This window comes from Sphingomonas sp. R86520 (genome assembly GCF_042466285.1).
In the GTDB taxonomy this organism is placed as follows: domain Bacteria; phylum Pseudomonadota; class Alphaproteobacteria; order Sphingomonadales; family Sphingomonadaceae; genus Sphingomonas.
In genome coordinates, this window is sequence record NZ_JAXHBZ010000002.1 from 127,830 (window position 1) to 148,893 (window position 21,064).

The 21,064-nt window shown below is 61.5% G+C and carries 15 protein-coding genes; 3 read left to right on the forward strand and 12 right to left on the reverse strand.

The window, feature by feature from the left end; genetic code table 11:
• Window positions 1-373: 373 nt before the first annotated feature.
• Genes SJY41_RS20945 through hutI form a run of 5 tightly spaced genes read right to left on the reverse strand, consistent with a single transcriptional unit; the run spans window position 374 to window position 6,207 of the window.
• On the reverse strand, window positions 374-1,006 hold the full coding sequence (locus SJY41_RS20945; RefSeq protein ID WP_380784314.1) for a HutD family protein: 633 nt from the start codon (window positions 1,004-1,006) through the stop codon (window positions 374-376).
• Window positions 1,003-2,667 (reverse strand): urocanate hydratase, encoded by a 1,665-nt coding sequence (gene hutU / locus SJY41_RS20950; RefSeq protein ID WP_380784315.1) that lies wholly within the window; start codon window positions 2,665-2,667, stop codon window positions 1,003-1,005. Before hutU ends, SJY41_RS20945 begins: the two co-directional genes overlap by 4 nt.
• A gap of 8 nt (window positions 2,668-2,675) precedes the next feature.
• Complete coding sequence (hutG, locus tag SJY41_RS20955) at window positions 2,676-3,485, reverse strand: N-formylglutamate deformylase (protein ID WP_380784316.1); 810 nt, start codon at window positions 3,483-3,485, stop codon at window positions 2,676-2,678.
• Entirely contained in the window at window positions 3,482-5,011 is a 1,530-nt protein-coding gene (gene hutH, locus SJY41_RS20960) for a histidine ammonia-lyase (RefSeq protein WP_380784317.1), read from the reverse strand. The genes hutG and hutH overlap by 4 nt, the downstream gene beginning before the upstream one ends.
• Complete coding sequence (gene hutI / locus SJY41_RS20965; RefSeq protein ID WP_380784318.1) at window positions 5,008-6,207, reverse strand: imidazolonepropionase; 1,200 nt, start codon at window positions 6,205-6,207, stop codon at window positions 5,008-5,010. The genes hutH and hutI overlap by 4 nt, the downstream gene beginning before the upstream one ends.
• 107 nt (window positions 6,208-6,314) lie before the next feature.
• Here hutI and SJY41_RS20970 point away from each other — a divergent pair, with 107 nt between their 5' ends.
• Both SJY41_RS20970 and SJY41_RS20975 read left to right on the forward strand, forming a co-directional pair.
• On the forward strand, window positions 6,315-7,712 hold the full coding sequence (locus tag SJY41_RS20970) for a formimidoylglutamate deiminase (RefSeq protein ID WP_380784319.1): 1,398 nt from the start codon (window positions 6,315-6,317) through the stop codon (window positions 7,710-7,712).
• Window positions 7,709-8,431, forward strand: a complete 723-nt coding sequence (locus SJY41_RS20975) for a UTRA domain-containing protein (protein ID WP_380784320.1) — start codon at window positions 7,709-7,711, stop codon at window positions 8,429-8,431. Before SJY41_RS20970 ends, SJY41_RS20975 begins: the two co-directional genes overlap by 4 nt.
• 40 nt (window positions 8,432-8,471) lie before the next feature.
• Here the strand turns inward: SJY41_RS20975 and SJY41_RS20980 are convergent, their stop codons facing one another.
• Both SJY41_RS20980 and SJY41_RS20985 read right to left on the reverse strand, forming a co-directional pair.
• Window positions 8,472-11,054 (reverse strand): M14 family zinc carboxypeptidase, encoded by a 2,583-nt coding sequence (locus SJY41_RS20980; protein ID WP_380784321.1) that lies wholly within the window; start codon window positions 11,052-11,054, stop codon window positions 8,472-8,474.
• Between the two features lie 28 nt (window positions 11,055-11,082).
• Window positions 11,083-13,389, reverse strand: a complete 2,307-nt coding sequence (locus tag SJY41_RS20985) for a TonB-dependent receptor (protein ID WP_380784322.1) — start codon at window positions 13,387-13,389, stop codon at window positions 11,083-11,085.
• A gap of 475 nt (window positions 13,390-13,864) precedes the next feature.
• Here SJY41_RS20985 and SJY41_RS20990 point away from each other — a divergent pair, with 475 nt between their 5' ends.
• Complete coding sequence (locus SJY41_RS20990) at window positions 13,865-15,145, forward strand: right-handed parallel beta-helix repeat-containing protein (protein ID WP_380784323.1); 1,281 nt, start codon at window positions 13,865-13,867, stop codon at window positions 15,143-15,145.
• A 512-nt stretch (window positions 15,146-15,657) separates the two neighbouring features.
• Here the strand turns inward: SJY41_RS20990 and SJY41_RS20995 are convergent.
• The 5 genes from SJY41_RS20995 to SJY41_RS21015 are packed head-to-tail and all read right to left on the reverse strand — an operon-like array spanning window position 15,658 to window position 21,013.
• Window positions 15,658-16,332, reverse strand: a complete 675-nt coding sequence (locus SJY41_RS20995) for an acyltransferase (protein WP_380784324.1) — start codon at window positions 16,330-16,332, stop codon at window positions 15,658-15,660.
• On the reverse strand, window positions 16,329-17,537 hold the full coding sequence (locus SJY41_RS21000; RefSeq protein WP_380784325.1) for a glycosyltransferase family 4 protein: 1,209 nt from the start codon (window positions 17,535-17,537) through the stop codon (window positions 16,329-16,331). Before SJY41_RS21000 ends, SJY41_RS20995 begins: the two co-directional genes overlap by 4 nt.
• A gap of 16 nt (window positions 17,538-17,553) precedes the next feature.
• Window positions 17,554-18,597, reverse strand: coding sequence for a glycosyltransferase (locus tag SJY41_RS21005; protein WP_380784326.1), 1,044 nt, complete (start codon window positions 18,595-18,597; stop codon window positions 17,554-17,556).
• Window positions 18,597-19,853, reverse strand: coding sequence for a hypothetical protein (locus tag SJY41_RS21010; RefSeq protein WP_380784327.1), 1,257 nt, complete (start codon window positions 19,851-19,853; stop codon window positions 18,597-18,599). The genes SJY41_RS21005 and SJY41_RS21010 overlap by 1 nt, the downstream gene beginning before the upstream one ends.
• Entirely contained in the window at window positions 19,850-21,013 is a 1,164-nt protein-coding gene (locus tag SJY41_RS21015; RefSeq protein WP_380784328.1) for a glycosyltransferase family 4 protein, read from the reverse strand. The genes SJY41_RS21010 and SJY41_RS21015 overlap by 4 nt, the downstream gene beginning before the upstream one ends.
• Window positions 21,014-21,064: the final 51 nt, after the last annotated feature.

The window sequence follows — 21,064 nt, forward strand, 5'->3', positions numbered from 1 at the left end:
TCGCCCACTAATCGGTCGCTACTACCCTCGAAAATATAAGACGTTACATTCCCAAAAAAGAACGATGACGAGCGCAGGGCATATCCAGGGTATCAGCATTACCTCCCCTGCGGCTTACCCAAAACCGGTCGGCCATGCGGGTTGCTCCTGTTGAAATCGCAAGCTGAGCGAGGGGCGGCTATCGAGCAACCCCATCGTGCACCGCCTCGACCGGGTTGTGGGCGAAGCGTCTCTGCCCTACCGCTTCTGGCCAGACGCAGTTGCGGACGTTCGCGGCTGGTTTTCTGCTGCCCAACATCCGATATTCGTTCAGCCGTAACTTTGGCTCGGAACGAGTACTTACTGATATCAAGTTGGTAGGCCATGTCGCCCCTTACTGGCGGACCGACAATCCGTCCTGACCAGTTTCTGCAATTGTGGCGATGTTCGTCGCTTGCCGAGTTCCGTGAAGCGCTACCGACAACGCCAGAGCAGGAGCGTCCACTATGAGATGTTCGTCGGGTGTGGCAGCAAAACGGAAGGCGTCGTGGATCTGCATGCGAATGGCACGGCTGCCGATACGAAGCACCATATCCCGCGTGGCTAGCAAGATCGTTCCTGCAGTTATGGCAGGGATTAAACCAGCTCTTACCGCGTAAATTGCGCCTACGCCTCTTTCCCGCCGTACCATCAAGTTCAGATCGAGAACTGGGCTAGCAACCGGCGTGCCGAACGCGGCGACATCGCCGGCGAAATCATACGCCCCGCCGCCTTCCACGAGCGTGATCGCATCCCGATCCGCGACCTCCAGTTGCAGCCGCCCCGAAAGGATTGCGATAGTCCGATCGATCCCAGGGAAGTGCGAGAATGCTCCCGGCGTGTCGACCCGCGCGGCGCTGACCCGCCAGTCGAAGTCGTCCATGCCTGCGCCAGCGGGGAAACTTGCGATCTCGCGCGTCGTCCCCCCACCGTTTTTCCATGTGACCTCCGGACAGTCGACCGCGCGGATCAGCACGCCGTCGCTCACAGGATCCCCGGGAGATCCAGCTCCTTCTTGCGCGCGCAATCCTGCGCGGTCTCATAACCAGCGTCGGCGTGGCGCATCACTCCGGTCGCCGGATCGTTCCACAGCACGCGTTCGAGCCGCGACGCAGCTTCCAGTGTGCCGTCGGCAACGATCACCATCCCCGAATGCTGTGAGAAGCCCATGCCGACGCCGCCGCCATGATGCAGCGACACCCAAGTCGCGCCCGATGCGGTGTTCAGCAGCGCGTTCAGCAGCGGCCAGTCACTCACCGCATCGCTGCCGTCGAGCATCGCCTCGGTCTCGCGGTTAGGCGAAGCGACCGATCCCGAGTCGAGATGATCGCGGCCGATCACCACCGGCGCCTTCAGTTCCCCGCTCGCGACCATCTCGTTGAACGCCAAGCCCAGACGGTGGCGATCGCCCAGCCCGACCCAGCAGATCCGCGCCGGCAGACCCTGAAATTGGATCTTCTCGCGCGCCATGTCGAGCCAATGGTGAAGATGCGTGTCGTGCGGGAGCAATTCTTTCACCTTGGCATCGGTCCTGTAGATGTCCTCGGGGTCACCTGACAGCGCCACCCAGCGGAACGGACCGACGCCACGACAGAATAGCGGCCGGATATAGGCGGGCACAAAACCGGGAAAATCGAACGCGTTAGTAACGCCGGCATCAAGCGCGACCTGGCGGATATTGTTGCCATAGTCGGTGGTCGGCACGCCCGCCGCCTGGAAATCGAGCATCGCGCGGACATGCACCGCCATCGATTGCTTGGCAGCGTCGGCCACGCCTTGCGGATTGCGCTCGCGTCCCTCCGCCCACTGCGCGACGGTCCAGCCGATCGGCAGATAGCCGTTGATCGGATCGTGTGCGCTGGTCTGGTCGGTGAGCAGATCGGGCCGGATGCCGCGGCGGAACAGCTCGGGCAGGATTTCCGCGGCGTTGCCGACCAGCCCGACCGAGACCGGCGTCTTCTCGGCGCAACTCCGCTCGATGATCGCCATCGCCTCCTCGATGGTAGCGGCGGCGACATCGAGATAGCCGGTGCGCAGCCGCATATCGATGCGGCTCTGCTGGCATTCGATCGCGAGGCACGACGCGCCCGCCATCACCGCGGCGAGCGGCTGCGCGCCGCCCATCCCGCCGAGCCCTGCGGTCAGCAACCACTTGCCCGACAGGTCGTCGTCATAATGCTGGCGGCCCATCTCCACGAACGTCTCGTACGTGCCCTGCACGATGCCCTGAGTGCCGATATAGATCCAGGACCCGGCGGTCATCTGGCCGTACATGGCGAGCCCGCGCCTATCGAGTTCGTTGAAATGCTCCCATGTCGCCCAGTGCGGCACGAGATTGGAATTGGCGATCAGCACGCGCGGCGCGTCCTTGTGCGTGCGAAACACGCCGACCGGCTTGCCCGACTGCACCAGCAGCGTCTCGTCGTCCTCGAGCCGGCGCAGCGTCTCGACGATCTTGTCATAGCTTTCCCAGTCACGCGCGGCACGGCCGATGCCGCCATAGACGACCAGCTCCTCGGGCCGCTCGGCCACGTCGGGGTGCAAATTGTTCATCAGCATGCGCAACGGCGCTTCTGTCAGCCAGCTCTTGGCGGTCAGTTCGGTGCCGGTCGCCGCACGGATATCGCGGCTGTTGTCGAGGCGAGTCATAGCAGTCCTTATGCTCGGGCGAAGGCGAGACACGCCTCCAGGATGTCGGAAAGCGTGGCGGCAATCGGCGAAGTACGCGCCGGATCAAAAGCGGACGGCCAGTTGCCGGGGGTCAGGTCGGCGGGCTCGTCCATGTACCCGCGGATCGCGAGCTCCATCTGGATCGCGTGGAACCCGTCCTCGGGCGCTGCATAGTGCCGCGTGGTCCAGCCGCCGCGAAACCGGCCGTCGATCACGTGACCCAGACCGCTCGCCGCGCAGTGCCGCTCGACCGCCGCCGTTAGGGCCGGCGCGCAGGTCGTGCCGCCATTGGTGCCGATGTTGAACTGCGGCAGTTCGCCCTCGAACAGCCGCGGGATATGACTGCGGATCGAATGCGCGTCGTACAGGACGACGGCGTCGTGCGTAGCGCGAAGCCGGGCGATCTCAGCCGTCAGCGCGGCATGATACGGATCGAACCAGAGCGCTTGTCGCCGCGCGATCTCCGCCGCGTTTGGCCCCTCTCCTCCCTCATACAGGGGCTCGCCGTCGAAATTGGTGGTCGGGCACAGTTCGGTCGTCGCCATGCCGGGATAGAGCGACACGCCCGACGGATCGCGGTTGACGTCTATCACACTGCGCGAAATTGCCGTCCGCACGGTCGTTGCGCCAAGGTCTTTCGCGAAGGCGTACAGATCGTCGATCCACCAGTCGGTATCGCGCCGGGCTAGCCACGGCGACGCGAAACCGCCTTCGACATCGACCAAGTCGGTGCCGGTATGCGGAAAGGCGACGATCAGCGGGGCGTCGCCGCGGTGGACCTGCAGCCAGTCGGTCACGCAACCCCCGGCAGCAGGTCGCCTGCGATCGCGGCCAGCGCGCCCGACCGGATCAACCGGTTGGCGACCTCCATGTCTGGATGGAAGTGCCGGTCGTCGGTCAGCCGCGGCACTTCCGCGCGCAGGCACACATGCACGGCTTGAAGGACAGTACTGCTGACCAGCGGCGTGTGGAAGTCGATCGCCTGCGCGGCGGCCAGATATTCGATCGCGATCACCGCGCTCGCGTTCTCCGCCATTTCCAGCAGCCGCCGTGCGCCATGCGCCGCCATCGAGACGTGATCTTCCTGGTTGGCCGAGGTGGGAATCGAATCCACGCTGGCCGGATACGCGCGCTGTTTGTTCTCCGAGACTAGGGCCGCCGCGGTGACCTGCGGAATCATGAAGCCGGAATTGAGGCCCGGTCTCGGCGTTAGGAATGCCGGCAGCCCCGACAGCGCCGGATCGACTAGCATCGCCGTGCGCCGTTCCGAAATCGAGCCGATCTCGCAGATCGCGAGCGCGATCATGTCCGCTGCGAAGGCGACCGGCTCGGCGTGGAAATTCCCGCCCGACAGCGCTTCGTCGGTCTCGGGGAAGATCAGCGGATTGTCCGACACGCCGTTCGCCTCAATCTCAAGCGTGGTAGCGGCCTGCCGCAGGATGTCGAGCACCGCGCCCATCACCTGTGGTTGGCACCGCAGGCAATAGGGATCCTGGACACGAGTGTCGTTCTCGAGATGGCTCGCGCGGATCTCCGACCCCTGCATCAGCGTGCGCAGGGCGGCCGCGGTCTCCATCTGCCCGGCATGACGGCGCAGTGCGTGGATGCGCGGATCGAACGGCGTGTCCGATCCCTTGGCCGCCTCGGTCGAGAGCGCACCCGTCACCAGCGCCGACTTGAACAGCAACTCCGTCTCGAACAGCCCGCCCAGCGCATTGGCCGCGGAGAATTGCGTGCCGTTAAGCAGCGCCAGTCCCTCTTTCGGGCCAAGCTCGATCGGTGCCAGACCGGCCTGCGCGAGCGCTTCGCCGGCCGGCAGCCGCACGCCTTCGACCCAGATCTCGCCAACGCCGATCATTGTCGCCGCCATGTGCGACAGCGGAGCGAGATCCCCGCTCGCGCCGACCGAGCCCTGGCACGGCACGACCGGCGTCAGTCCCTTGTCGAGCATCGCCTCGAGCAGAGCGACCGTCGCTGGCTGCACGCCTGAGGCACCCTGCCCCAGGCTCGCGAGCTTCAGCGCCATCATCAGCCGGATGATCGGTACGGGCGACGGCGCGCCGGTGCCGGCGGCATGGCTCAGCACGATGTTGCGCTGAAGCGTCGCCAGATCCTCGTTGTCGATGCGGACGCTTGCCAGCTTTCCGAAGCCGGTGTTGATCCCGTAGACCGGCGCGCCCTTGGCCAGGATGCGCGCAACGGCGGCCGCGCTTGCCGCGATGCGCGGCGCGCACGCCGGATCGAGGCGCACCGGCGCACCACGATACAGGGCACGCCACTGCGCCAGCGTGACGGCGCTGGGTGTGAGGACGACGATGTTCATTGACCACTCCAGATGCGGGCATGGAGCGGATTGAACCCCATGCGATAAACCAGTTCGGCGGGGCGCTCGATGTCCCAGATCGCGAGGTCGCAGGCTTTTCCCGCCTCCAGCGTCCCGATGCGATCGGCGAGGCCCAGCGCCTGGGCCCCGTTGCGCGTGACGCCGAGCAGGCATTCGTCGACCGTCAGCCCGAACAGCGTCGCGCCCATGTTCATCGTCAGCAACAACGAGGTGAGCGGCGACGTCCCCGGGTTGCAGTCGGTCGCTAGCGCGATGGGCACGCCGGCGGCTCGCAACGCGGCGATCGGCGGCAGCTTGGTCTCGCGGACGAAATAATAGGCGCCCGGCAGCAACGTCGCGACCGTTCCCGCGCGCGCCATCGCCGCCACGCCGGCATCATCGAGATATTCGAGATGATCGGCGGAGATCGCGGCGTACTGGGCAGCGAGCGCGGCGCCGTGCAGGTTGGACAGTTGCTCGGCATGCAGCTTGACCGGCAGGCCGTGCGCGGCCGCTGCGCGGAAAATGCGTTCGGTCTGCGCCAGCGAAAAGCCGATCCCCTCGCAGAACGCATCCACCGCATCGGCAAGCCCAGCCGCCGCCACCTGTGACAACAGCACGTCGCACAGCATCGCGATATACCCGTCGGCATCCCCGGCATATTCGGGCGGCAGCGCGTGCGCGCCGAGGAACGTGGTCGCCACCCGCACCGGCCGCTCGACACCCAGCCGCCGCGCCGCACGCAACATGCGCACTTCGGTGGCCGTGTCGAGGCCGTAACCAGACTTGATCTCGACCGTCGTCACCCCTTCGGCGATCAGCGCATCCAGCCGGGGCAATGCGCTCGCGACCAGCGCATCCTCGCTCGCCGCGCGGGTCGCCTCCATGGTGGAGACGATGCCCCCGCCTGCGCGCGCGATCTCCTCATAGGATGCGCCCGCCAGCCGTAGTTCGAATTCATGCGACCGGTCGCCGCCGTGCACGAGGTGCGTGTGGCAATCGATCAGGCCCGGCGTAATCCAGCGACCCGCGCAATCGATCCGCTGCACAGGATCCAAAACCGGCGCATCCGCCACCGGACCCGCATAGACAATCGTGCCGTCACTCGCCGCGACGCATCCCTGTTCGATCAGGCCCAGCCCGTCGCCTGCGCAAGTCGCCAACCGCGCCCGAGTCCATAGCGTATCGCATCGCACGTTACCGTTACCCCCGTGGTTGCGCTTACAGTTTGCGAGGATCTTGATTGCACCCTTCGAACCTAATGTATAGACAAAACTGTACCAGCCGATCGGAGATTTTGTCCATGCATGTGAGCACGTCCGAAGCGCGATCGTCGCTCCTGTTCGAACAGGCGCTTCTGCCCGGCGGCTGGGCGCGGAACGTGCGGATAACCGTCGTTGGTGGACGCATCGCCTCGATCGAGACCGACTGCGACGCGGCTCCAGGCGACGACCGCCTCGTCTGTGAACGCCACGCCTGCGCGCTGCCCGGCATGCCCGATCTCCACAACCACGCTTTCCAACGCGGCATGGCCGGCCTCGCCGAAATCCGCGGGCCGGCGCAGGACAGTTTCTGGACGTGGCGCGAAGTGATGTACCGCTTCGTCGCGCGAATGACGCCCGAGGACGTGAAGGCAATCGCCACGCTCGCCTACATCGAGATGCTCGAGGGCGGCTTCACCCGGGTCGGCGAATTCCATTATCTTCACCACGACCGCGACGGGCAGACGTTCGCCAATCCCGCCGAGATGAGCAACGCGATCGTCGCCGCTGCGCTCGACAGCGGGATCGGGCTCACTTTGCTGCCGGTCTTCTACGCGCATGCCGGCTTCGGTGCGCAGCCGCCCCGCCCCGACCAGGCGCGCTTCATCCACGATATCGACGGCTATGCGCGGCTGCTCGACCTCGCTTCGACGCGCGCCGCAGCCGCGCTGCCGGACGCGATCGTCGGCGTGGCGCCGCACAGCCTGCGCGCGGTGACGCCCGAACAGCTCGGCCTGCTTGAAGGGCTGGCGAAGGACCGCCCGATCCACGTCCACATCGCCGAACAGACCGGCGAGGTCGACGCCTGCCTCGCCTGGAGCGGGCAACGGCCGGTCGAATGGTTGCTGGACCATGCCGATGTCGATGCGCGCTGGTGCCTGGTCCATGCCACGCACATGACCGATCCCGAGGCGACGGCACTGGCGCGCTCGGGTGCGGTCGCCGGACTATGCCCAATCACCGAGGCCAATCTCGGCGACGGCGTCTTTCCGATGGTGCCCTTTCTGGCGGCAGGCGGACGCTATGGGTTGGGCAGCGACTCCAACGTGCTGATCGATGCAACGGAGGAAATGCGCCTGCTCGAATATGGCCAGCGCCTCGCGCATCTTGGCCGCAACCTGCTCGCGCGCAACACAGGACGGTCGACCGGCGCGGATATCTATGCCGATGCGCTGGCCGGCGGCACGGTCGCGCTCGGCGTCTCGCCCGGGTTCGCAGTCGGCCTGCCGGCGGACATCGTCAGCCTCGATCTCCAGCATCCGTCGCTTGCCGGAAAGACCGGCGACGGCATCGTTGACGCGTTCATCTTCGCGGCCGGCAGGTCCGGGATCGATTGCGTCTGGCGATACGGCGAAAAGCTGGTTAGCCAAGGCAGACACCATGCTCGTGCGGCGGCGATCGCGCGTTACCTCATCGTGCTGGAGAATCTTTCCTCATGAGGCAGCCGCTGCACGAACGCATCCGTTCGGATTTCGAGGCGCGGATATTGTCGGGCGAGCTCGCACCCGGCGACCGGCTGCCGATCGAGCAGGACCTGATGCAGCATTATGGCTGCGCGCGGATGACGGTGAACAAGGCGCTGTCGGCCTTGCTATCGGCCGGTCTGATCGACCGACGAAAGCGCGCCGGCACGTTCGTCGCGCGGCCGCGGATGCACTCGATGGTGCTCGACGTACCCGACCTGCCCGCCCAGATCCGCGACCGCGGCCAGAGCTACGCCTATCAGCCGATCGGCCACCGCGTCCGCAAGCCCGTACCGAGCCTGCAGGACGAAATGCAGCTGGCCGGCGACGGCGATCTGTTCGAACTGGAGGGCCTGCATCTAGCCGACGCCATACCGTTGGCCTTGGAATATCGCTTGATCAGCGTGATGGCGGTGCCCGACATCGGTGATGCGACGGATATCGAGGCGGTATCGCCGGGCAGTTGGCTGTTGCAGCACGTCCCCTGGACCGAGGCGGAGACGCGGATATCGGCACTCGACGCGACCGTGGAGGAAGCACGCCTGTTGCGCATTCCGCAGCGCTCCGCATGCCTGTGCGTGGAACGTCGCACCTGGCGGGGCAGCGACCGGATCACCTATGTCCGCCAGCTGTTCGTCGGCAACAGCTACGATCTCGTCGCACGCTTTGGCGCCAGCGGGGGATCACCGCGATAACCGCCCCGGTCTCGCGAGAGAGACCGGGGCGGCGCGTACGTCATTTATACAGCGTGTTGAACAGCAGCTTGTAGGTGCCGTGGGACTGGGCACGCCACTGCGGCTTGAAGCCGTAGAGGTAGATCGTCCCCTTGCCGTATTTGACCGACACCGCGGCTGCCTTGCCCTGGATCATCTCCGGGTGAAGCAGGACGCCGCTACGCAAGGGGTTGCCGGTCGCCGCATAGGACGCGAGAATCTCGCCCTCGAACCCTGGCTTCGGCGCGAAGGCCGGCCCACGTTCGAACATCACGATCGGATCGACCGGCATCCCGGCGGTCGCCGCCAGCGCCGGCTTCAGCTCCACCTGCAGCAACGCGCCCGAGCAGAAGAACTGTTCGCTCTTCACGTCCTTCAGGATGTTGGTGACCGGCAGGTCGAACAGGTCGATGATCGCATCCGACGCATTGTTGAGCGCGACCAGCGTGCCGCCGCCGCGCACGAACGCCATCAGCTTGTCCGCGCCGGCCTTGCCGATGCCGCCGGCATAGGCCGGGGGCATCTGGCTTGGCGCGAACCCGTCCATCAACGTCCCGAGCGGCCCCTTGTACGACGACGTCACGTCGGGCGCCGGTGTCGTATCGCCGGGACGTCCCTTACTTGGTGCATTCATGTCGGGGATGATGATCGTGTCGTACTTGCCGGCCAGCCCTGCCTTCACGTCGGCATTGTAGACGCTCTTCGGCTGGAACGCGTATTGCTCCAACAGCCAGCGCGTCCAGCCCTCGTCGATGTTCGATCCCCATGGGCGATACAGCGCGACCCGGCCCTTGTGTACGACTTCTCCGGTCGCTTTGTCCGTGGAGGCGGTGACCGGCACGCTGAACTCGGCGGCGATCTTGCTCATCGCAGGCGCCGTGACGCCGGTGATCGCGATCGCATCCTGCGTCCATGTCGCCTGGCCGCCTGCCGCGAGCGCGGTGTTGAGCACGCGGTAGCTGTTGTTGACCTTGCGGCTTACGACATAGGTGCCGCCCGATCCGCTCACGACGCCGAGCGGCGGCGTCGCCTTGTCGACCTTGCGCATATCCACTCGCGCCTCGGCCGCGATCGGCTGCGAGATGCGGTCGACCCGGACGTGCATCTGCATCGGCAGGGTCCAGCCCGTCACGTCATAAGGCAAATCGACCGGCTTGCCGTTGCCGTCCAGGATCGAATCCGGATAGGTCTGCTTGTCGAACAGTTCGCGCGCCAGTCCGGCGAACGGCTGGTCGGTCGGCACGACCCAGCTGCCCGCGGCATAGTCCCGCCCACCGATCGCAGTCGGCTTATCGATCTGGAACACGTCCAGGCCGTGGCTCAGCATCAGCTGCGCAAGCGATGCCGCTTCGGGCATGTCACTCTGGCCGGCGGGTATGACATAGGCCGCCGGGCCGTCCTTCACCGACGCCGCGACCATGTCGCGCCCCGCCTGATACCGGTTGTACAACAGCGTCTCGCGGTATTTCTGCGCGGTATCTAGCACCGCCATCGATGCGGTCACCATATAGTCGACCGAGTTCTTCAGATGCCATTCGCCGCCGCGCCACGGATCGGGATACATGATCTGCGCCTTCAGATCGCGCATGTTCTCCGGGAAGTCCTCGACCTTGCTGGTCATCGGGGTCGCGCTGTCGTGCGCGGTTTCGGTGAAGAACGAGATCGTGTTGCGGAACACGTGAATGTAATCGAGGAAACCCGCATACCAATTGTCGAAGCGGGCCTGCGCGATCGCGCCCGGCTTCTGCTCGGCCTGCATCCGCGTCATGATGTTGGTCCCAATCGCGTTAGTCCAGATCCGCATGTATGGGCTGATGTTGGACGAGACCGGATCGGCGAACGGCGGCACCCAGATGCGCGCGGGCCACGGCGCGCTCTGGTGCTGCGAATACCAGATGGCCGGCGAATAGGTCTGCTCGGTCGCGTTGACGACCTGGCTTTCCTTCATGTTGAGCATGTAGCCGTCGCGGTTGTTATCGTGCCCAACATATTCCTGGTACAGCCACGGCGTCTTGCTCGTCTCCCATTTGGTGCCGCGCTGCTTGCGATACCAGTCGACCACCATGTCCTGGCCATCGGGGTTGAGCGTCGGCCACAGCACGAGAATGACTTTGTCGAGGATCGCGTCGATCTCGGCATCGTTCTTCGCCGACACTAGCTTGTACGCGAGCGCGAGCGGCAACTGGTGGTCGGACACCTCGCTCGAATGCATCCCGCCATCGATATGGACGATGATCTTGCTGTCCTTGGCAAGCGCATGCGCCTGCGCGTCGGTCAGCCCGCGTGGATCGGCCAGCCGTTTGGAGATCGCCTTGTACTTGTCGAAATCGGCGATGTTGGCGGGTGACGAGATCACCGCATACATCATCGTCCGGTCGTGCGTGGTCTTGCCCGCTTCGAACAGCTTGATCCGGTCAGACGCCTTGGTCAGCGCCTGGAAATAGCGGATCGAGTCCTCATAATTGGCGAGATAGTAATCGTCGCCCGGGTCGTGGCCCAGCACCGCCTTCGGGCTCGGTACGCTCTGGGCAAGCGCAGAACCGCACAGCCCCAGCGCTGAGGTCAAGAACAGCACGCGTACCACGCGCGAAAGCGATCTGGTCATGCAGGATTACCTTTGTCTGTAGAAACGGTCAGAAGCTCTTGCGGACGTTCAGCCCGATCGTCCGCGGCGCCGCCGACGTGGCGGAATAGGAGTTCGCCGTCGAAGACTGCGACGCCCGATTGATCGCAACCTCGTCGAACAGGTTGTTGACGAAGAGATACACGCCCGCATCGCTCTGCTTGAGGTCGAAACCGATGCGCAAATTGGTCAGCGAATATGCGCCGATCTTGACACGATAGACGTTGGTAGGCCGGAATTCGGAATAGGACGATCCGACGTAGTTGACGTCCGCACGCGCGAAGAAATCGAGGCTGTTGCTGACCGGCGTGGTGTATTCCGCGCCGACCGCTCCGGACCAGTTCGGAATGAATGGAATGCGGTCGCCCGCGCGCCCGGCAGCAACGACCGACTCGTTGACTTGGTCTTCGGTCAGCTTGGGATCGATATAGTTGCCCGACAATGTGAGTTGCAGCCCGCGCATCGGCCGCAAGAACGCCTCCGCCTCGACGCCGCGGATACGTGCCGCGCCGGCGTTCGACAGGAAGCTGAACGCGCCGTTGGTGGTGCGCCCGCTGACCTGAATGTTGGTCCAGTCGATCTGGTAGGCGGCGAGGTTCAGTGTCAGCTTGCGGTCCAGCAGCGTGAACTTCGACCCGATTTCATAATTCCACAGGCTGTCTGACCGGTATGGCGTGAGATCCGCCGAAAGCCCGATCACCTGGTTCGCGCCACCCGGACGAAATCCTTGCGATGCGGTCGCGTAGAACATCGTGTCGGGCGTCGCCTGCCACGATGCGTTGAACTTGAGCAACGTACCGTTTTCTGACGACTCAACTGTCGACAGCGGCCGCGCAGGCGCACCGATCAGCGTCCAGGCGATGTCGGTGAACCCCTCCACCGTCTTGCTGTAATCGAAATAGCGGATACCGGCCGTCAGGCCGATCGTCGGCGTGGGATGGAACGTCCCCTCGCCAAAGGCCGCGAACTGCTCCAGCTTGTCGAAGATTTCACGCCGATAGAAGATCTGGTTCGGCGTGATGATGTCACCCGTCGCCTTGTCGGCGCGCGCGTCCTCGGACGTGACGTCGTTCCTGCGGTTCTGGTAGAAGCCGCCGACCGTCCAGTCGAACAGGTTGGTGCCGATCGAACTTAGCCGGACTTCCTGCGTGAAATCCTTGGTCGATCCCGGATAGTAGATCGCCGCCGGGCTCAGGCCGTCGATATAGCCGAAGTAATTGGTCAGCTGATCGGCCGAACAGGCGCCACCGCCGGTGCTCGCGTTGACATAAGCCGCGCAACGCGTGGCGGTGCGATAGCTGGCGATATAATAGCTGTCGTCCGCGGCATAGGCCGAACGGCGATGCTGGTAGGAGCTGATCGAGGTCAGCGACGCGAAGCCGAGATCGAGCTTGCCGGTCAGGTTATAGATCTGTGAGCGGTCGGTATATGGCAGCATGACCTGCGACGCGGCCTTGTAGTCGCCCACCGCGGGGTTCCAGCTTGCCGAATAGGCATCGGTATTCTCGAACATCGCCGAACCGTCGATCGTCAGGCTGGACGACGGCGTCACGCGCACCATCACGCGGCCGCCGGTCGCGGTGTAATCGTTGGTGTTCTTCCGACCGAGGTACGTATTGTCGATGTAACCGTCGGAATCGCGCCGATATAGCACCGCGCGCACCGCCACCAAGTCCTTGACCAGCGGCACGTTGACCATGCCCTGGACGAAATAGCCGAAGCCTCCGCCCTTGGTATCGGCAATTTGCAATTCGACCTTGCCCTCATATTCCTGCGTCGGCTTGTTGAGGATTACTCGGATCGCGCCCCCCATCGAGCTCGCGCCGTACAGCGTGCCCTGCGGTCCGCGCAGCACTTCGATGCGGTTGACGTCGAACAGGGTGAAATCGGCGGTGCGTCCGGCCGCGTCGCTCGATACGCCGACCGATCCCGTTACCGGCGTATCGTCGTAATAGACGCCGACCGTCGCCTCGCCCGACGTCTGTACGCCGCGCAGGCTGACGCGGCGCTGCCCAGGGCCGTTATCCTGGATGCGCAGGCTCGGTACGAACTTGGCATAATCGGCAATGTTGGTGACGCCAGCATTCGTGAGCGTTTGTCCGGATAGCGCGGTGATCGCCATCGGCGTTTTCTGCAATGATGTTTCGCGGCGGGTCGCGGTGACGACGATATCGCCGGGGGGCTCGTCGGCGGCCGCGCCAGCAGCGACGGGTACCGCATCCGCGCTTTGAGCGTGCGCTGCGTCGGCAAGACCGAATGATAGAGCAATCGTCGCCGTACAGCCAAGGAGGCGAGAGAATTTCAAGATAGTGCGCATAGGACTCCCCTTTTGATCGCCTTTCCCTCCCCGCTACAATTGCCTCTACGGGCATGTTCGATGTCGATCATGCTACAGAACTAATGTCTAGACAAGAAATATAATTGCGTATAATTTAGGCATATCGTTGTACAGTTGCTTAAATCTTCGGCATTTATTGCAGCTAGAGCAGCCCTCACCGACTTGGATCGTAAGGTATCACCGTCGCGCAGTTTTCCGATTCAGTATCAATGCCGGCGCTGGAGGCAGGCATGGATAGCGCTAACCGGACGAGGCAACCGCAAATACGCGTTTTCCGCCGATGCGTGTCCCGGTTGGAAAGCCGATACGAGTTGCATTTACCGCTGACAGCGCCGGTGCTGATACCCGCTTGTGCGCTCGCCTCTTGTGCAGCCGTCGTTTAGGGGTCGACCACGCCCTACTGGCCTGTATCGCCCGCAGGGCACCATACGGTGCCGATAAACAGGAGGCAGGATTGTCCTACCAACCCAATCGCAGAACGTTCATTGCGCTGAGCTTTGGCTCGAGCGTCGCGGCAATCACCTTACCTGCGTGCGCGCAGCACAACGAGCCAACACGCGTATTCAACGTGAACGAATTTGGTGCCCGAGGCGATGGGACGACTGACGATGCTCCAGCCTTTCAGCGCGCAATCGATGCGGCAGCAGCGGCCGGAGGGGGGACCGTCCGCTTCGGTACGGGTACGTTTGCCTTACATCTTCGCCCTTCCCAGGATGGAACAGGCGTCGAGGCTCTAACCATGCGTACGGGCGTGGCACTGGAAGGTGCTGACCGCACTCGCTCGGTGCTACGTTTAGCGGACCGGCAACGCGGCAAGGGCACCTATGCACGCATCATCTCGACGGCTGGGGCGCTGAACGATGCGGCGCTGCGCGACTTCACTCTTGAGGCCAATCGTTCAGGGCAGGGCGAATTCCGCGATGACGGCAATGGCGGGGCTGTCGTACTGGGATGGGGCGGTCGGTGCGAAAACGTCACGGTCGAGCGTCTGAATGTCCGTGACGCCAACGGACAGGCGATCATGGTTCTTGGCGCCAATGGAAATCCAGGCCGTGGATTGCGGATCGCAGACTGCTTGGTCGAGCGCGCAAGTTACATCGGCATCCAAAGTTCGCAGTTCAACGGACTTGTGATCGAGCGCAATACGGTCTCCGACTGCGTCGACAATGGCATCGACATCTATGGCAATGATGATGCAGGCCATTCGACGACGGCAACCTCACACAACGGCATCATCCGCCGTAATACCGTGCACAAATGCAGTATCGGCGTCTTTCTGGAAACAGTTGCGGATTGCCAAGCCATTGATAATGACATCGCGGATTGTCGCACATCTGGCATTCGGGTCAATCGTATAAACGGCGAGCCGCGTAATCTTAGGATTGCGAATAACCGGATCAACGGTGGCCCTATAGGCATTGCAATGGGCGGGGATACTGGCGGAGTTACAATAAGCGCTAATAGCATTCGAAACTTTACCGTCGCCGGCGTGCAATTCAGCTACAATGTTAGCAATGTAACTATTACTGGGAATAGGTTTTACCCGACAAAGCCGACGCTGCCGATTGTGTTGGGGGAGCCAATCCAGCTGGGGCGGAACCCGGAAGAGCAGCTGGCGTTCATTACGGTCAAGGGCAACCTTGTACCAAAAAATCATACCAAGGCCCGCATGTTCGTCAGTCATTACCGCAAAGAATGGCAGATCAACGCAGGCACTTTCAGTGCGACGCTATAGGAACGTGCAAATGCGGCCCAGATAAGCACAATGGTATATATTCGTAGTGCCTATTCAAATCGATGATGGGAGACGCGCTTGCAAAGTCGGCACTACGGGAGGTCATAGCGCTGGCGACGCGCGGAGGCGGAGGCGGAGGCGAGGTGAATCCGCGAAGTGCGCGATAAACAAAAGGCGGGTCTGGTGAGACGGGTTTAGCTCAACGCGACACCGGCGAGCAAGGTTGTGTGAACCGTTCCGCCGCATGACCGGATAAAGTTAGCTTCGTAGCTCAATTAGACGATCCGTCGCGCTATGAATGGCGGCAGCGATCGTAGCGGCGGTACGGTGGCTGGCGCTTTTATCGGCGAGTGGAAGTGCGAGTTGAAGAAGACGGACGACGGCTGCCATCTCTGCAATTTTGATATTCGAAGGCATCGTTAAGGAACGACCCTAAGCGTGGAATGATGCAGTCGTTATGGAAACGGTCTGTTTCGCCGAATGACAGCATCCGTACGCACGATAGCGGCAATTCAATGTGCCGTCCGCCGGTGCACACGCGCTGGTGATCCAAAGGCGACCGATCCAGACGGTATCGAACGCGTGACGAGAGAATTGGCACCAATCACGCAATCTGCGCCAATCTCTACGCCGTCGAGGATCGAAACGTTGTTACCGAGCCAGCAGCGATCGCCTATACTCACGCCGCGACGTTCGGTACGGCCGGAGACGAAGCTTCCCGCTTCGTCTGCCTCATGTGATTCCGCAGTGATGGTAAGACCGGCACCGGCCTGAACGCCACTGCCGATCCGGATCGGTCCACCGATGCCGATCACTGCGCGCGGCCCGATATAGGAATGCGCACCGATCCAAAGCCCCTCGGCGGGATCGTTCAAGCCACTGCGCCCCTGAATCCAGGCATGCTCGCGGATCGTCACCCGGTCCTCCAGCACAATGCCTTCGCGCGCGGATCCGTCGACATAGCTGAACCCACCAATCAGCACACCGCGACCGGTACGGATCCGGCCCGACATCACCCACTGGATATTCGGCCCGAGCATCAGTCCGCGCCAGCGCCGCACATGCAGTACCGACCAGACGAGGCCGCGCAGCATGGGGACCGCCCCCTTGGAGATCATATAGCCCAGATCGCCCGCGCCGATGGCGTAGTCGCGCCCGGTAGCGAGCTTGACGAGTTTTTCGATCACTGCGGCGTTCCTTCTGCGATGACTTCGCCGTAAATGGCCATGAGGCGTGCGTAGAACCGATCTTCGGAAAACGCTTCGGCTGCCCGCGCTCTTCCGGCCTTGCCCATAGCCCGCGCGCGCGCGGGATCACCAAGGATTTGGTCTATCGCTGTGATGAAGCCATCGCGATCACCTGGATCGACGAGGTAGCCGTCTGTACCATCACGCACGATCTCGGTCAGACCTCCGGTACGGCTTGCAATAATCGGTGTCCCCGCAGCCATAGCTTCCACGGCCGTAAGGCCGAAAGCCTCGGGCCAAAGTGAGGGGACAACGACGCATGCTGCGGAACGGATAGCCGAAAGCAGGTCTGCCTCATTGAGCTGGCCCAATATCGCAAGGTTCGCCAAATGCGCCGCTTCAATCGAGGTGCGTGCGCTGCCATCCCCCGCCATCGCGAAGCCGACGTCAGGCCTGCCGCGTACAAGGTCCATGAACACGTCGACACCCTTGTAGCTCTCAAGTCGCCCGACGAACAGGACGCAGCCGACCGTATCGTCTGAAGCTTGTAGGGCCTCGTCCGGCATCCTGACCGGATTGGGCAAGGTGCGCATCTGCCCATCTTGCATGCCCATCTCGATCAGCAAACCGCGTTGGAAATCGCTGACCGGCAAGAAGCGCTGCACGACTGTGCGGTATCCGAGCTGATCGGCTATCGTCATTTCCGCAACCGATGCCAGGGTCTTTGCAACCGAGCCATTACAGCGGTGAACAATTGCCGGCCAATGCCTTCCGCCTGCGCAGTCGCGACAAATTTCGCCATCGCGAAACATCGTGGAACGCGAGCATACCGAACGATATTCATGCAGGGTTTGCACCACTGGCACGCCGGCATCACGCAACACCGGGAGAATTGCCGGTGACAAACGCTTATACCAGCTATGGAGATGAACGACGTCGAATGCCTCGCTCTGCATCAGCGTACGCAAGGCCTTCGCGGCTGATGAGCGGTAGAGCGTTGCCGGCAGTTCGGTGATCGGTGTGCGATCGGTCGGTGCCGCGGGCGGAAAGTGCGCCGCCCAGGGACTGAACTGATCGCGCGGATCTGCAGCCGTGAAAGGAACGACTTCATGGCCCCGCTCCTCCAGAATACGGGCCTGCTCGAACATCATTCGATCCATACCGCCGACGACGTAATAATTCTGGCTGACGTTAAGGATACGCATAACTATGACCCAAACATCAATTGACTAGTGGAAATCGGTCGTTCGCCCCAAGATGTCCTGCCAAACCCTCTTCCGCGCTGGCGCGGATGAATTCGTATCGGTCCATTCGATTTAAACGCCGCGCGTAGCGACGCAAAATAGCAAGATATACTGTCCGGTTTAAAGCAAACATTGCCATGTTACGAACTCTAAACCTGCTTTCAAAGAAAGCGAGGTTGCGGACTGAATAATATGTTCTGAAGTCGCTATCGGACAGTAACGCGCCAATGAACCGATTCCGTACATGTGACGTCTGCTGGAATGACCCTTCAAGGTCCTCAACCAGTGCTTCTGTTACTTGAACAATACGCCCGCCACTACTCGTTATACGCCAGGTGAACTCGGTATCGTCACCGTACATGAAAAAATCCGGACGCGGCATACCGTGCAGCTCGAGCAAAGATCGATGAAACAGCATTCCACCAAAGTGCGTAACACCCAATTCGACACGATTGCGCACGATTTGGCGCCTGCCGGGCAAGCGGTGAGCAACTTTGGAAGCAAGGTCTGCGACATGGAAACCGCTGAAGCTGTCCCAGCGCGTCATCAACTGCTTGGCAGAAACATGACCGCCAAAATGTTCAGTTCTCATAGCCACGACAGCCAGCGATGCTAAGGACGTGTGCTCGGCCTCCTGCGCATGCGCTGCGAGCAACGATGCCAGACAGCCACGCTCCGGACGGTTGTCGTCATCAAGTATCCAAATGAAAGGCTGCTTTGCCTGTCCGGCAGTTTCGAAAGCTGCAGCGAAGCCGGTAGAACTGCCCATATTGCCGCCCATGGGAACAGTCTCGACCCAGCCGCCAAACCGAGCAGCGAGTTCTGTCGCAACGGGCCAGCGGGCACCGTTATCCACAACCACAACGTGACCGACAGCCTCGTCTCGCAGGCGATCGAGTACTGCCAGCAGCATCGACCTGCGCTGCCCATACGTCACAATCGCAACGACAACGTCGTCAGGCGTCGGGGAGTTTACTATCGAAGGCGACACGCTGCCACGATCGGGGATTGGAATATTCATCACGCAGTTCCGTCTTCAAGTCTCAGGGGAAGACGACGGGGGCGCCGCAGCATTTCACCGGGCCTGCCCTTCTGAGGAAGCGCAAACGGATGAAGCGCCTCTTCAAACGCAAGGAACGCCCACAAAAGCGGCATGACTTTCGAGGAGGTGAAAATATCGATGAACACGCCAACTGCCGCCATCATGACCAGCGAGTATCGTGCCACGCCTTCGGGTTCGAGGCGCCGGAACGTAACCCATAGCCAGGCAAGGAACAGGCCAAGGCCGACCAGTCCCGTCTCACCAAATACTCGGACATAGTAGTTATCGAGCGCATTTCCCCAAGCGCTGGGGCCCCACCCAAAGATCAAGGCAACCGGATTGCTGACCGTAGTTTTGATAAGAGTAGGCCAACGTACCGCTCGGATCCGAAAACTCATGTCGCCTTTGGTATCCACCATATATCGCTGAATGGTGTTTCCCGTGAGAAGGCGTTCACGAAAAAAGCTAGGATCCTCGAGAACGGGGGCGCGTAACCAGGAAACCGCAAGTACGTTTGCCATCCGCTCAGGCGCTTCAGACTGCCCGATCCGCGTGTCCTGTAGAGAGTTCATCAAGGGCTGGATTGCGATCGGATACAGAACGAACACGAGCATTCCGGCGACCACCGCGCGCAGCGGGCGTGAGGAGAAATAACTCACGACCATGCCTACCAGCGTCACGCGGGACTGCGTAAAGAATACCAATACAAGAAGTGGCACGGCCACGATGTAGCTCGACACCGAATAGGCGAGCATCGCCAGCATCACTGACGTTTCAAATGGCCCCGAGGTGTTGATCGTCAGTCGTTCCGTGGCACCGGTGAATTTTCCGATCACCGAGATGACCCCGGTCAACTCAAGTATACCCCAAACTATAAATATGGCACTTATTGCCAAAAATGACCAGCGCATTACTGACCATTTTACCTCAAAACATGCTTCATATAGAATGAAGTACCACGAAAGGTACTGTAACAAACGAAACGCGTACAGGAACCCCGTTGGACCAACATCGGAAAAATGTATTATTACCGAAAAGAAGTTTACCGCAACAAACGCTAGATACATCTTTACAGGAAGTGTTACTACCAACGGCCGGCGCCGCGGAAATGCAAAGAATATAACGATAGCAAAGGCGCTGATAATATCTTCGGGGCGCACAGGAATATTCTCTCCCAAGAGAGAGATTTTCGGCGCAATAATATATAGAATGAAAAGTACAAAGTAAAAGTTCACGGTGCGTCTGCCTTCGTCGCCTTCGCAGGAGCTGATAAAATATGCTCCATTTCTACATATTTCACGCTGCCAAATAGTTTTTCGAAGACCTCGACGCCCTGCCCCTCTCCGCTCTTTGATAGCTGTATTACATGATCATGGCATTTGCCGCGCAAATTTGCCCAATCCGTTGAAATTGCCCGTACAGCCGATGCGATACGTGCTGCATCCTCAGAACGATCCAGGGATAAAATACATTCGGGGTCACGAATGCGATCAGGAATGCAGCCAACTGCAGTTGCAAATACATCAACGCCACGTGCATATGCCTCGATCATCACAAGCGGCTCAGCCTCATCAACCAATGTTGTCGGCAGTACAAACAAGTCAATATCGCGGTAGAATTTGTCTTTCTCGATGGCCGCAACCTCGCCTCGATACTCAAATGTCTTCGGATGCCGCGTTTGAGCAGCGTGAATGGCCGCTAAAAGCTTTGAATCGGTTGCCGGCCCGGCGATCACCAAACGAATGCCCGGCACATGTTGGCTCAGCTCATCGAACAGGTCGATCAGATACAGCACACCCTTTTCGCGCGTCAGGACAGACATATGACCAAGCGTCGGCGGACCGTCTGATCGCGGTGCCAGATTCATGCGCAAGTCCGGCGCGAGCAATACGGTGTTCGACATTGCATGCGCGCGCCCGCTAGATTGCAGATACAGCGCCGCGAAGCGATCGCGCATACCGTTCGATAGCAAGATGTGGTTTTGCCGTGGACCTGCTCTGGCAACCAGCTGGCGCATAACGGACATGGGGCCGCGGTTGATCGAACGGAACGAATGATGGTGAAACCATATCGTAAGCCCCTTGGCCCGCGCCGAAGCGATAGCCGGCAGGAGCAGCCAAGCGCCATATTGACCAGGAATGGATATATAGGCCGCGTCGCCGCATTTTGCGTAGCGTAAGAGCTTCCAGCTATTGGCTAAAGAACGGACAATCTTGCCGACGCGGGAACGGCCAAGGGACAATTTTATGAGGGGAGCTTTTCCGGACAACCGTGTCCACATGGCCGCGTTGCAGTTGGCCTGACCGTTTACCGGCGGTGGCAGCGATGCCAGGAACCAAATCCGTCCAACCGGACCCGACATTGGCTCAGAAGCCATATTGCTGGGGTTTGGCATCTGAAATTGCTCCCCAATATGGTAATGAACTGACGTCAGATTGCCACCTAA

What these genes read in the sequence shown, in the direction of transcription:
- hutU (WP_380784315.1), bottom strand. Translation starts at nt 2,667, where the DNA reads ATGACTCGCCTCGACAACAGCCGCGATATCCGTGCGGCGACCGGCACC.
- hutH (WP_380784317.1), bottom strand. Translation starts at nt 5,011, where the DNA reads ATGAACATCGTCGTCCTCACACCCAGCGCCGTCACGCTGGCGCAGTGG.
- SJY41_RS20970 (WP_380784319.1), top strand. Translation starts at nt 6,315, where the DNA reads ATGCATGTGAGCACGTCCGAAGCGCGATCGTCGCTCCTGTTCGAACAG.
- SJY41_RS20975 (WP_380784320.1), top strand. Translation starts at nt 7,709, where the DNA reads ATGAGGCAGCCGCTGCACGAACGCATCCGTTCGGATTTCGAGGCGCGG.
- SJY41_RS20980 (WP_380784321.1), bottom strand. Translation starts at nt 11,054, where the DNA reads ATGACCAGATCGCTTTCGCGCGTGGTACGCGTGCTGTTCTTGACCTCA.
- SJY41_RS20985 (WP_380784322.1), bottom strand. Translation starts at nt 13,389, where the DNA reads ATGCGCACTATCTTGAAATTCTCTCGCCTCCTTGGCTGTACGGCGACG.
- SJY41_RS21000 (WP_380784325.1), bottom strand. Translation starts at nt 17,537, where the DNA reads ATGCGTATCCTTAACGTCAGCCAGAATTATTACGTCGTCGGCGGTATG.
- SJY41_RS21005 (WP_380784326.1), bottom strand. Translation starts at nt 18,597, where the DNA reads ATGAATATTCCAATCCCCGATCGTGGCAGCGTGTCGCCTTCGATAGTA.
- SJY41_RS21015 (WP_380784328.1), bottom strand. Translation starts at nt 21,013, where the DNA reads ATGCCAAACCCCAGCAATATGGCTTCTGAGCCAATGTCGGGTCCGGTT.